This is a genomic window from Phyllobacterium sp. SYP-B3895 (assembly GCF_009647635.1).
GTDB classification, from domain to species: domain Bacteria; phylum Pseudomonadota; class Alphaproteobacteria; order Rhizobiales; family Rhizobiaceae; genus Phyllobacterium; species Phyllobacterium pellucidum.
In genome coordinates this window covers 275,228-287,908 of the sequence record NZ_WJIG01000004.1, presented here as the reverse complement: position 1 = coordinate 287,908, position 12,681 = coordinate 275,228, and the positions used below count along the sequence as shown (strand labels likewise).

At 58.9% G+C, this 12,681-nt stretch carries 12 protein-coding genes; 8 read left to right on the top strand and 4 right to left on the bottom strand.

Annotated features, from left to right (window positions below):
- Positions 1–6: 6 nt before the first annotated feature.
- Genes GF108_RS19070 through GF108_RS19055 form a run of 4 tightly spaced genes read right to left on the bottom strand, consistent with a single transcriptional unit; the run spans position 7 to position 3,814 of the window.
- Positions 7–1,080 carry a D-TA family PLP-dependent enzyme gene (locus GF108_RS19070; protein ID WP_153670277.1) on the bottom strand — a complete coding sequence of 358 codons (1,074 nt, stop codon included), beginning with the start codon at positions 1,078–1,080 and terminating at the stop codon, positions 7–9.
- The gene (locus GF108_RS19065) at positions 1,070–1,945 is read right to left on the bottom strand and encodes a MurR/RpiR family transcriptional regulator (protein ID WP_153669929.1); all 876 of its coding nucleotides are present in this window, start codon (positions 1,943–1,945) and stop codon (positions 1,070–1,072) included. The genes GF108_RS19070 and GF108_RS19065 overlap by 11 nt, the downstream gene beginning before the upstream one ends.
- 5 nt (positions 1,946–1,950) lie before the next feature.
- Positions 1,951–3,021 carry an ABC transporter ATP-binding protein gene (locus GF108_RS19060; protein ID WP_153669927.1) on the bottom strand — a complete coding sequence of 357 codons (1,071 nt, stop codon included), beginning with the start codon at positions 3,019–3,021 and terminating at the stop codon, positions 1,951–1,953.
- Positions 3,022–3,025: 4 nt separating this feature from the next.
- Positions 3,026–3,814: an SDR family oxidoreductase gene (locus GF108_RS19055; protein WP_153669925.1), complete on the bottom strand. Its 789-nt coding sequence runs from the start codon at positions 3,812–3,814 to the stop codon at positions 3,026–3,028.
- Between the two features lie 242 nt (positions 3,815–4,056).
- Here GF108_RS19055 and GF108_RS19050 point away from each other — a divergent pair, with 242 nt between their 5' ends.
- The 8 genes from GF108_RS19050 (at position 4,057) to GF108_RS19010 (ending at position 12,575) form a co-directional block, all read left to right on the top strand.
- Entirely contained in the window at positions 4,057–5,286 is a 1,230-nt protein-coding gene (locus GF108_RS19050; protein WP_153669923.1) for a sugar ABC transporter substrate-binding protein, read from the top strand.
- Positions 5,287–5,359: 73 nt separating this feature from the next.
- Positions 5,360–6,229 (top strand): carbohydrate ABC transporter permease, encoded by an 870-nt coding sequence (locus GF108_RS19045; protein WP_153669921.1) that lies wholly within the window; start codon positions 5,360–5,362, stop codon positions 6,227–6,229.
- Complete coding sequence (locus tag GF108_RS19040; RefSeq protein WP_370462257.1) at positions 6,223–7,050, top strand: carbohydrate ABC transporter permease; 828 nt, start codon at positions 6,223–6,225, stop codon at positions 7,048–7,050. The genes GF108_RS19045 and GF108_RS19040 overlap by 7 nt, the downstream gene beginning before the upstream one ends.
- Positions 7,051–7,064: 14 nt before the next feature.
- Positions 7,065–7,433: a RidA family protein gene (locus GF108_RS19035; RefSeq protein ID WP_370462231.1), complete on the top strand. Its 369-nt coding sequence runs from the start codon at positions 7,065–7,067 to the stop codon at positions 7,431–7,433.
- Between the two features lie 21 nt (positions 7,434–7,454).
- On the top strand, positions 7,455–8,924 hold the full coding sequence (locus tag GF108_RS19030) for a M81 family metallopeptidase (protein WP_153669915.1): 1,470 nt from the start codon (positions 7,455–7,457) through the stop codon (positions 8,922–8,924).
- A gap of 402 nt (positions 8,925–9,326) precedes the next feature.
- Positions 9,327–10,070 (top strand): FCD domain-containing protein, encoded by a 744-nt coding sequence (locus tag GF108_RS19020; protein WP_036814732.1) that lies wholly within the window; start codon positions 9,327–9,329, stop codon positions 10,068–10,070.
- On the top strand, positions 10,067–11,254 hold the full coding sequence (locus GF108_RS19015; protein ID WP_153669913.1) for a PLP-dependent transferase: 1,188 nt from the start codon (positions 10,067–10,069) through the stop codon (positions 11,252–11,254). The genes GF108_RS19020 and GF108_RS19015 overlap by 4 nt, the downstream gene beginning before the upstream one ends.
- A gap of 49 nt (positions 11,255–11,303) precedes the next feature.
- Positions 11,304–12,575: a sugar ABC transporter substrate-binding protein gene (locus GF108_RS19010; RefSeq protein ID WP_172982677.1), complete on the top strand. Its 1,272-nt coding sequence runs from the start codon at positions 11,304–11,306 to the stop codon at positions 12,573–12,575.
- The last annotated feature ends 106 nt before the right edge of the window (positions 12,576–12,681 follow it).

The following is a 12,681-nucleotide window of genomic DNA, read 5'->3' as shown; positions in this document are numbered from 1 at the left end:
AACGCCCTAATCGACACGACCGCGCGCAGCCACGGGAGTGACTTCGACAACCTCGTTGCCTGAAGTCAAAACCACCTCGTCAAAGAGGTTCGATACGACACAGGCGTGGTTGGGGACGATCCGAACCCTGTCACCAATCTGCGGCTTGCGGGCGCAACCACTCACATCGACAATGCCGTGCTCTTCACTCAGGGCCGTGATGACGGCATCGGGAAATTCGACCATGCGACCGAACCCCTCCATGCCGAAGGTGTCGCTGGACAGGGATTTTGAGCCCGCATCGATAATGGCGCGCGTCTGAGTTGGGCAACTGACTACGGTCGCGAGTACGGTCAGGGCGCAATCGTCCCAGGTGCCTACGCCTTTCGCAACCTGGAAGCGGTCCATATAGATGTAAGTGCCAGGGCGATGCTCGGTTGCGCTGGTCACTTCATGCGCGCGCCACATATCCGGCGATCCGCCATTAGAAATAATGCGCGGATCGAGCCCGGCCTCGGTTGCTTGACGCTTCGCTGCGGCGAGAAAACCTTCGTTTTCTGCAACCGCACCGGTCTTCGGGTAGGTCATGAAGCCTCTGAAGCGCAAACCGGTGCAACCATCGACGAGCCTGGCGAGTGTCAATGCTTCGTCCGGCGTCTGGACGCCGCATCGGCCCATGCCGGTGTCGCATTCGATGAGGACGTCCAGCGGTTTACCCGTATCGCCAAATACTTCGGCGAGGCCTCGGATCGTCGTCTCGCTGTCGGCCGTCACGGCGAGGGTAACGCGCTCGTTCAATGCCACCAGGCGATCGAGCTTTTCCTTGCCGAGTATGTTGTAGGGAAGAAAAATGTCCGTCAGCCCGGCATCGGCCATGACCTCGGCTTCCCCAAGTTTCTGGCAGGTGATGCCAACAGCGCCGAGCTCAACCTGGCGCTTTGCAAAGCGTGGCAGCTTGTGCGTCTTAATATGCGGGCGAACGGCAAGGCCATGGCTATTGGCATAGGCCTGGAAGCGTTGCAGATTGGCGTCGGCCCGATCCACATCAATAAGGACTGCGGGTGTATCGATTTCGGCGAGGTTCACGGGACTAATCTCCAAGCGGTAGGTTGGGCGCACCGGTCTTGTGCAGGCCCTGCAAGTTCTTGATGCGCCGCATGCGTTCGACGGCGGGTGCGCCGATGCGCTCGGCAATGGTCATCGCCAGCATATCGGTCATTGCGAGCAGGGCATAGCGGGCAGGGGAGGGGCGATATACGTTCGTGCCCTCGTCGATGCTAAGCGGCAGGATCACCTGTGCAGCGGCAGCAAGCGAGGAGCCGGGGGCCGTTATCGCAATAGTCTTTGCGCCGTAACGCCCGGCGATGGTTACGGCTTCGATCAACGGCCTGACTTCACCTGACAGCGAATAGGCGACGATTGCCGTTTCCTTGTTGCTGGTTGCGGCAGTCATCTGCTGCATTTCGCCGTCGATGGAAGATGACGCCCTGAGCCCCAGCCGGAACAGGCGGTTTTCAAGTTCCGTCGCTGCCATGGACGAAGCACCGCCCGAGCCGTATGCGCGTATCATTCCTGCATCGGCGACGATGGCGGCTGCGCGTTCGAGGTCGGTGCGGTCAATTCGCTGGATCACATGGCCGATCGCATCAAGGGCACCGCTGGATATGATCGTCGGAATATCGTTGTCCTTATGAGCGGGCTCAGCCACGATAAAGCGTCCGGCTACGGCCAGCGATTGCGCCAGCTTGACCTTGAACTCACGCGTACCCTCAAAACCCAGCATGCGGCAGAAGCGGGTTATCGTCGGCTCGCTGACGCCCGCCTTCTCGGCGAGAAGCTCGATCGACGCATGCGTTGCAAAATCCGCATCGGCCAAAATTGCCGCCGCAACCCGCTGATCCGAACGCTGCCCGGTATCGGCAATGTCCCGCAGACGGGCGACGATGTCGAAATGCGGCGCGGCCATTTCAATCAGATCCGGTTGCCGGTTCTGCGATCGAACACATGTACTTTATCCGGGTCGATCGACAACTTCATGATGCTGCCAGGCTCGGGCGCGATTCGGTCGCGGAAGACGCAGCGAACGCCAACGCCGTCGATCGTACCGAAGATGTGCGTTTCAGAACCCGTCGGCTCCACAACCGCAACCTGATAGGTAAACCCCTCGCTGTCGGCCGCCGCTAGCCGGAAATGTTCCGGACGAATACCGATCTCGACCTCCTGGCCGGAAACCGCCATTGTGGCGCCGACAGGTATGGTCGACCCATCCGCCATGCGCAGGCGCGGCGCGCCGTCGCCGCGTTCAATGGTTCCCGGAATGAAATTCATCGCCGGTGAGCCGAGAAAGCCAGCAACAAACTTATTGACCGGCTTGTCATAGAGTTCGAGCGGCGAACCTGACTGCTCGATGCGGCCACCATTCATGACGACGATCCGATCGGCCATGGTCATCGCCTCGATCTGGTCGTGGGTCACGTAGACCATGGTCGTCTTCAACTGCTGGTGCAGGGCCTTCAGTTCGGTGCGCATCTGGACGCGCAATTTTGCATCGAGATTGGAAAGCGGCTCGTCAAAGAGGAAGAGATCGGGTTCGCGCACGATGGTGCGGCCCATCGCGACACGCTGGCGCTGTCCGCCCGAAAGCTGGCGGGGCAGGCGGTCAAGATAATCGTGCAGATTGAGGACCTCCGCCGCCTTGTTGACCTTGGTGTCGATCGCATTGGCAGCCTCCCGCCGGATCTTTGGGCCAAATCCAATATTCCTGCGGGTCGTCATATGCGGGAAAAGCGCATAGCTTTGAAACACCATGGAGATATTGCGCTGCTGCGGCGGCAGTTTGTTCGATAGGCGGTCGCCGATCCACAACTCGCCCTCGGAAATGTCGTCGAGCCCGGCGATCATGCGCAGCAGGGTGGATTTGCCGCAGCCGGAGGGGCCGATGAGCACGAGAAACTCGCCGTCTTGGACGTCGAGGTCGATGCCATGCAGGACATTCATCGCGCCGTAAGACTTCACGAGTTTCTTGATCTGCAGTCCGGCCATGCTGCTACTCCCCTGCAAGAACGTCATTGATAAAACGCAGATTGCCGGCAGTCAGGCCGGCATCGACCGCCAAGGCCGTGCCGGTAATACCCGAGGCAGCCGGCGAGGCGAGGAACACGGCTGCCCGTGCCACCTCTTCAGGCGTCACCATCCGCCCCAGCGGATAATGCGGCAACACCTTGGCCAAAAGGCCCGGCTCCTTCTGCAAGCGGTGGTCCCAGGCGGGCGTACGGACAGAGCCGGGGCAGATGGCATTCGCGCGAATTCCGTAGCGTCCGCGTTCGACGGCGAGCGCCTTGACATAAGAAATTAAACCGGCCTTTGCGGCGGAATAGGCCGGATTGCCGAAATGGCTGAGACCATTGACCGAGGAGACGAAGACAATGCTGCCGCTGGCTCGTTTGCTCATCGCGTCGACGACCGGAGCCGTCACGTGATAGGCGCCGTTCAAATTGATCGCTACCTCGCGATCCCAGATCGTGCCATCCAGTTGATCGAGCGTCTCGCCGCGTGTGAAACCCGCATTGTTGATGAGGATATCGGGCGTACCCTTCGCCTTGATAAATTCCCGAATGGCATTCGTCGTTGTTCCAGCTTCGCTCAGATCGAAGGTCAGGCGATGCGCAAGGTCGAGGTCGGCCATCGCGTTTGCATGCTGATCCGCCCCTGACACGACGGCGCCTGCGGCTCGGAACGCTGCTACAAGGGCGCGGCCGATACCACCCCCCGCTCCGGTAATGAGGACGGTCCTGTTCCTGAGCCCGAGGAAGTCGTCGACACTTGCTGAAGTCATGCACCGGCCTATGAATCTGGACTAATTTGCGATCTGCTCGCTCCGCCCCAGCTAAGAACCGTGCGTGAAAAAAAGCAACACAAAAATCTTGCTTATGCGCAAAAATCCCACTTGCATGAAATTAAATTACATTTGAAGATGACGCCGCCGAAGAGCAAGCTGACGGAACGGTTGGAGCAAAAGTCCGAACAGCGTTGCAACGAGAAAGCGCTGCCGCGTGTAGCTTTAAAAAGGGGTTACCAATGACGATCAGACAAAAAATCTGCCTTCTTGCTGGAGCGAGCCTGATTGCTTTCAGCACCAGTGCACTTGCCGAGACGACGGTGCGCGTTACCATCGCCGAATACAGCAAGGGCACAGGCCCTTACTTCGAAGAGGCTGCAAAGGCATTCGAAGCAGCAAATCCGGACACGAAAATCCAGATCGAAGTCGTTCCGTGGGACAACCTGCAGCAGAAGTTGACGACGGACATTTCCGCAGGCGCAAATGCGGACCTTTCCATCATCGGCACGCGCTGGCTGCTCGACTACGTCAAGGAAGGCATCGCCGCACCGCTCGACGAACACATTACGCCCGACTTCAAGGCCCGCTTCATTGACACGTTTCTGTCGCCCTCGGTGATGAACGGCAAGGTCTACGGCCTGCCGATCGCCGCCTCGGCACGCGCGATGTATTACAATAAGGATATCTTCACAAAGGCCGGCATCGATACACCGCCGGCGACATGGGCGGATTTCAAGACGGACGCGGAAAAGATCAAGAAGCTCGGCGGCGAAACTTATGGTTTTGGCCTGCAGGGCAAGGAAATCGAGACCGATGTCTATTTTTACTACGGCATGTGGTCGAACGGCGGCGAGATCGTCAAGGACGGCAAGTCGGGTCTCGACTCCCAGGCGGCGATCGATACGGCGAAGCTCTACAAGAGCTTTATCGACGAAGGCCTGACGCAGCCTGGCGTTACCTCTTACTCGCGTGAAGACGTGCAGAACCTTTTCAAGCAAGGCAAGGTTGCAACCGTTATCACTGCACCGTTCCTTTCCAACCAGATCAAGACGGAAGCACCGAACCTGAAATATGGCGTCGCGCCTATCCCGGCCGGGCCAAGCGGCGACAAGGGCACCTATGGCGTGACCGACTCCATCGTGCTCTTTGAAAATTCCAAAAACAAGGAAGCTGCCTGGAAATTCCTCGACTTCATTTTCACCAAGGAGCAGCGCACCAAGTTCGACAAGGTAGAGGGCTTCCTGCCGGTCAATGCCGAAGAAGCAAAAGACCCTTACTTTGCCGACAATGCGGATCTGAAAGTCTTCACCTCGCTTCTGCCGAACGCCCGGTTCGCGCCGGTCATTCCAGGCTGGGAAGACATTGCGCAGACGACCTCCAATGCGATCCAGAAGATCTATCTCGGCCAGGGCGATCCCGAAGCAACACTCAAAGAGGCCGCTGCGAAGGTCAACGAGACGCTGAAGTAAGTCTGCTCTGGGAGGCGGGTCAAACCGCCTCCCGATTTCCCTTCACGCTCAACGCTCGAGGAATTCAAAGCCGATGCAACGGGCTACAGCACCCTATGTCCTGATCTTGCCGAGCTTCATCCTGGCCGCCGCCATCATCCTTTGGCCGCTCAAGGAAATCATCTCGCTGTCGCTGCACGATGTGAACCGCTTCGGCATGATCCGTGATTTCATCGGCCTGCAGCATTTCCGCGTTCTGTTCGCCGATCCCGATTTTATCGCAGCGACCTGGCGCACGCTTTTCTGGACAGCATCCGTGGTTATTGGAACGCTGGTCATATCGGTGCCTATCGCCCTTATTCTCAACGAGGATTTTTACGGCCGCGGTATCGCGCGCATATTGATTATGTTGCCTTGGGCGATCTCTCTGACGATGACGGCTATCGTCTGGCGCTGGGCACTCAACGGTGAAAGCGGAATGCTCAATTCGGCCTTGCGCGGCCTTGGCCTGATCGACACCAATATCCAGTGGCTGGCGGAAGCTTCGACGGCATTCCCGATGCAGATATTTATCGGCATCCTCGTTTCTATACCTTTCACGGTAACCATATTCCTTGGCGGCCTGTCCTCGGTGCCCGACGATCTCTATGAGGCTGCGGCAACGGAGGGTGCGGGGAGCTGGGATCAGTTTCGCTTGATCACGCTGCCGCTCTTGCGCCCCTTCATCAACATCGCTTTCGTCCTCAACACGATCTATGTGTTCAATTCGTTTCCGATCATCTGGGCGACAACGCAGGGCGGTCCGGCCAATTCAACCGATATCCTTGTTACCTACCTTTACAAGACCGGCTTTCGTGTCGGCAAACTCGGCGAGGCCGCGGCCGTTTCCCTGATCATGTTCGCAATCCTTCTGGTCTTTACGATTATCTATGTCCGGCTGGCGATGCGGGAGGCGAAATCATGAGCGCGAAACTCAAACGCTCCACTCTCTTCTGGATTTTGCTGTCGCCGATCGTCGTCGTGATCCTCTTCCCATACGCCGTGATGACGATCAGTTCGCTGAAATCCGCCACCGAAGTGCTGACGCCCAACTGGTGGCCGACCGAACTGCACTGGCAGAATTTTCCTGAAATGTGGCGGACCTCCGGCATAGCGCCGGCCCTCGCCAATTCGCTCTACGTTTCGGCGCTGTCAACGGCTTTGACGATCCTTGTCTCGATCCCGGCAGCCTATGCCCTGAGCCGCTACCAGTTTGCCGGGCGCGACGCCTTCCGCCAGTTCCTGCTGGTCTCGCAAATGCTTTCGCCGATCGTGCTGGTCATCGGCCTGTTTCGCCTCGTTGCCGGCGCCGGCATGATCGACAGCCTCAATGTGCTTGTCGTCATCTATACGGCGTTCAACATCGCCTTCTGCGTGTGGATGTTGCAGAGCTATTTTTCGACCATACCGCGCGATCTTGAGGAGGCCGCGTGGATGGAGGGTGCCAGCCGCTGGCGCACGCTTATCAGCGTGTTCCTGCCGCTCGCGGTGCCGGCGATGGTGGTCACGGCGATCTTCACCTTCATCAATGCGTGGAACGAGTTCGTCATCGCACTGACGATGTTGCGGACCGAGGGCAGCTACACTTTGCCGATCCGCGTTTTCTCGCTTGTCGCGGGCCGCTATACTGTCGACTGGCACTATGTCATGGCAGCCGCTTTCGTCGCTTCCGTTCCGGTTGCGGTCCTCTTTGCCTGGCTGCAACGCTATCTGGTGCGGGGCCTCTCGATCGGCGCCGTCAAATAACAGAAAGGATTTTCATGATGACGAAGCATCACTTCGGCACGTCCCACGTTCCGCTTTCACCTGCAGTGCGGGCAGGCGACTTTATTTACATTTCGGGCCAGGTACCGGTCGGGAGCGATGGCACTGTCATCGTTGGCGGTATTGAAGCACAGACGAAGCAGGTCATGGACAACGTCCAGTCGGCGCTTGCCCTTGCTGGCGCGGAGCTTTCGGATGTGGTCAAGACCTTCGTCATTCTTGAAGACGCCCGCGAGTTCGCCGCGTTCAACAAGACCTATGCCACCTACTTTCCGAAAGACCCGCCGGCGCGGACGACCATTGAATCGCGCTTGATGATCGACATCAAAATCGAAATCGAGGCGATCGCCTACAAGCCGCTCTGACACACTGAATACAGGCCCATCATGCGCATCTTTACCGCGTCGTTCGCGACCGAAACCAACACGTTCTCACCGGTACCGACAGACCGCGCCAGCTTCGAAATGGCGTTTTACGCCGCGCCGGGAGATCATCCTGAAACCCCGACGCTTTGCTCGGCACCCATGGTCGTGCTGCGCAAGCGGGCGCGCGAGGAAGGCTTCGAGCTTATCGAGGGCACGGCGACCTGGGCCGAGCCGGGCGGACTCTTGCAGCGCAAGGCCTATGAGGAGTTGCGCGACGAAATCCTCGGCCAGCTCCGCGCGGCGCTGCCTGTCGATGGTGTTATCCTCGGATTGCACGGAGCCATGGTGGCCCAGGGCTATGACGACTGCGAAGGCGACCTCCTCGAACAAATCCGCACCATCGTCGGTGCTGACGTGCTGATCGCCTCGGAATTGGATCCCCACAGCCATCTTACGGCCAAACGTGTCGATAACGCCGACATTCTCGCGGCCTTTCTCGAGTTTCCGCACACCGATTTCTACGAACGCGGCGAGCACGTGGTCGATCTTGCCTTGCGCGCGCTGAAGGGCGAGATCAAGCCGATAATTTCGACATTCGATTGCCGGATGATCGGCGTGTACCCGACGAGCCGGGATCCCATGCGCTCCTATGTCGACCGCATGAAAGCATTGCACGGCCGAAACGGCATTCTTTCAGTGTCGCTTATCCATGGCTTCATGGCCGGCGACGTGCCGGAGCTTGGCACGCAGGTAATGGTTGTCACCGACAATGATCCGGCTAAAGGTGCGGCACTGGCCGAAAAGCTTGGCATGGAACTTTTTGCCCTGCGCGGAACAACAGCAATGCCGATGCTCGACACCGAAGCCGGTCTTGACGCAGCGATCGCGGTCGCTGCCAGGAAATCAGGCAAGCCCGTTGTTGTCGCCGACGTCTGGGATAATCCGGGCGGCGGTGTCGCCGGCGACGGCACGCTCATCCTGCGCCGGATCATCGAGCGCGGCATAGACAATGTCGCGGTCGCAACCATCTGGGATCCCATCGCTGTCACCTTCTGCCTTGCGGCGGGGGAGGGCGCGCAGATTCAGCTACGCTTCGGGGGCAAGGCCGGGCCTGATGGCGGCGCGCCGATCGATGCCCGGGTGACAGTTGTGAAGGCCGTCGCGGAGGGATGGCAAAGCTTTGGCAAGAGCCGCGTTACGCTAGGACCCGCCACCGTTATCCGCCTCGAAGGCACCGACATCGAGGTTATCCTCAACACCAACCGGACGCAGACGTTCGAGCCGGATATTTTTTCCAATCTCGGCATCGACCCGATGCGCAAGGATATGTTGCTGGTCAAATCGACCAATCACTTTCACGCCGGCTTCGAGCCGGTGGCCGCTGAGATTATCTATATCGACGCCGGCGCGCCTTATCCTTCAAATCCGCGGAAAACTAATTACCGCAAGCTGGCGCGCGAGATCTGGCCGAGGGTGGAAAATCCGTTCTAGGTAAAACGATCAAGTTTGGCGGTTTCTGGCGGCGCGTGGCGATCGGATAGGTCATCCGCGTCGCCCGGAAATCCTGCAAGAAGCTGACCAAGGCTTGGTATCTTCGAAAGACGCTCGTATTCCTGGAATGATATCACAACGGCCACTTTGCGCCCTTGACGCAGGAACACGGTTGGCTCTCCCGCGATGGCTTGTCGACGATGGTCGACAGCGTTTCCTTGGCCTCATCCAGATCTGACTCGCACATATCCTCCACCTTTCCGCAACCCACTCACGGGCAATTTCCGGAGCCGCAATCAACACTATTATCGCCATTTCGCAAAAGCGCGAAACAGGGTTTGACTCCCATTGGCTTTCATGTTGAATTGGCACAATGGTCCAACCAATTTAGGCGTTGTTCGCGTGATCAGTCCGATCCTTGCTCCAGTGCATACATCATCCCGCGACGACGCGGTTTTGCACGCGCTGGTCGATTTCGTGACGGGTGAGAGGCTGAAGCCGGGCGATCGCTTGCCCACAGAACGCGTCCTTGCCGAGCATTTGAAGGTCAGCCGGACGACCGTGCGGGAGGCGTTGACGCGCTGGCAGGAACTCGGCCTCGTGGAGCGCCGCCAGGGGAGCGGCACCTACCTCAAGGCAGCCGTTACCCGCAACATGCTTCACCTGCCGCTGACCCTGCCTTCGGGCAACGACTTCAATAGCCTCATGCACACGCTTGAAATTCGACGCGGGCTGGAGGCGGAGGCCGCCACGCTGTGCGCCGAGCGCGCGAGCGACGCGGATATTGCGCTGATCGAGCAGAAGCTTATCCGCATGGAGAGAGTTTTCCACGAACGCAACGGCATGTCGGCGGAAGAGGACTGGGAGTTTCACCTTGCCGTGTTCCGTACGTCCGGCAATCCCCTGTTCGAGCAGATAATCGCTGCGATGTACGAGATGTTCCACCGCTTCTGGGAGCACCCGCTCGGGGTGCGCGATTTCGGACATGCGAGCTTCCCCTATCACCGCACGCTTTTCAACGCGATAGCGGCGCGCAATCCCATCGCTGCCCGCGGCGAGGCGCTGAAACTCATTGCGACCGTCGAGGACGACCTCAAGCGCGGCAACGCGAACCTTAAAAAGCAGACCAAGAAGAGCAAAGAATGAGCGACAATCCATATTTTCACGATCAGGAGATAATGGCGCAGGCGGCAACGCTTCTTGCCCATGACGAGCCATTCCCGGGTGGCTCGGTAGTGCCGCCGATCTACCAGACGTCGCTGTTCACCTTCGACAATTACGCTGCGATGGCCGACGCCTTTGCCGGGCGCAAGCGCCAGCCCATGTACTCGCGCGGTGACAATCCGACGGTGATGGAATTCGAAAGCAAGATTGCCGCGCTGGAAGGCGCGGAGGCAGCGCGGGCCTTTTCGAGCGGCATGGGCGCTATCAGCGCCATGGTGCTCGCCTTCGTCGGGGCAGGGGATCGGATCGTTGCCGTGCGCAACTGCTATGGCGACGCCTATCGCCTGTTCGAGCGCCTGTTGCCGCATCTCGGCATTAAGGTGGATTATGTCGACGGCTCGGATCCCGATGCGGTCGCTGCCGCGTTGCCCGGAGCCAAATTGCTCTATCTCGAAAGCCCGAGCTCGATGATGTTCGAGTTGCAGGACATCGCCCACTATGCGCGGCTCGCGAAGCAGCATGGCGTCGTTACAACCATCGACAACTCCTGGGCGACGCCGCTTTTCCAGAAGCCCATCACCCATGGCATCGACCTTGTGATGCATTCGGCCTCGAAATATCTCGGCGGCCACAGCGATACGGTTGCCGGCGTCGTTGCCGGATCGCGCGAGATGATCGACCGCATCAACGGCCGCACCTATTCCTATCTCGGCGCGAAACTATCGCCCTTCGAGGCATGGCTCCTGCTGCGCGGCCTGCGCACCCTGACCCTGCGCCTGCCGCACCACATGAAGAGCGGTCTTACCATCGCTGAGCGGTTAAGGGCGCATGAAGGCGTCGACCGCATCATGCATCCGGCCTATTCCAACCATCCGGGCAAGGCGACCCTCTCCGGCTACTCGGGACTGTTTTCCTTCGAGGTGACAGAAGACATCGATGTTCCGACCTTCGTCGATGCGCTGAAACTCTTCCGCATCGGCGTCAGCTGGGGCGGTCACGAAAGTCTCGTCGTACCGGCGCTGGCCTCGCTGCAGCAGACGCCGGACGCCAATTCGATCGGGCGCTTCGGCGTAAGCCCGCGAACCATCCGCCTGCATGTGGGGCTCGAAAGTGTCGAGGAACTATGGGCGGATCTTACCAACGCATTGGCAAAAGCCAAACGCTGAACTTCTGAACTGTCTAAAAAATGGGAGCTAGACAATAATGCAAAAACGAATGGGAACATTTCTGGCGGGCGCCATCGCGGCGCTGTCAATGACGGTATCGGCGGCCTTCGCCGATACGACGATCAAGATGGTGGAAGTGATTTCCAGCCCGCCGCGCACTGAACTTCTGAAGAAGCAGATCGCCGAATTCGAGCAGGCCAATCCGGGCGTGAAAGTGGAGCTCGTATCCCTGCCCTGGGGCCAGGCGTTCGAGAAGTTCCTGACCATGGTCCAGGCTGGCGATACCCCCGACATCGTCGAGATGCCGGAGCGCTGGATGGGCCTTTACGCCAATAATGGCCAGCTTGAGGATCTCGGGCCCTACATGGCCAACTGGAAAGACGCGGCAACGCTGGGCGACCGCGCCAAGCAGTTCGGCTCTGTCGTCGACAACAAGCAGTACATGATTCCATATGGCTATTACGTTCGCGCCATGTTCTGGAACAAGAAGCTGTTCGAACAGGCTGGCCTCAAGGAAGCGCCGAAGACCCTCGACGAATTCATGGAAGCCAACAAGAAGATCTCAGCGATCCAGGGTAAGTATGGCTACTGCCTGCGTGGCGGACCCGGCGGTTTCAATGGCGTGCAGATGTTCATGAACATCGCCAATGGCAAGGGTGGGTATTTCAACGCCGACGGTACCGCGACACTCAACGAGCCTGGCGCCGTCAAGGGCCTTGAAATGCTGGCCGATATCTACAAGAGCGGCTACGCGCCGAAGGATAGCGTCAGCTGGGGCTTCAACGAGGTTGTGACCGGCTTCTATTCCGGCACCTGCGCCATGCTCGACCAGGATCCGGACGCTCTTATCGGTATCGCCGAAAAGATGAAGCCTGAGGATTTCGGCGTTGCGCCGCTGCCTACCGGGCCGAATGGCAAGTCCTATCCGACCCTTGGCTATGCCGGCTGGGCGATGTTCGCCAATTCGAAGGTCAAGGACGAGGCCTGGAAGCTTATGGGCACCTTGCTGTCGCCCGAGGACAATATCGAGTTCGCCAAGAATGTCGGCGTCTTGCCGATCCACAACGGCGCGGACAAGGACCCCTATTTCGGTTCGGAAGCCTTCAAGGGCTGGTTCCAGGAATTGAGCGATCCGAAGACCTTCGAATTCGTCACGCCGCCGACGCATCTTGAAAACCTCGGCAATTTCTATGACTCGGTTTCGGTCAAGAATTTCCAGGAAGTTCTGCTCGGCCAGAAGACGTCGAAAGAGGTCGCCGACGAATGGGCTGCGTTCCTGACGGAGCAGCAGCAGGCCTGGATGGCCAAGAACAAGAAATAACGTCACTTGCAACGATGCTCCGGCGCCAACCGTGCCGGAGCATTTCTTTTGGTTCGCCAAGCCGGAAACAAGGCGGCGAATTCGAACGACATTGAGATGAGGGGTT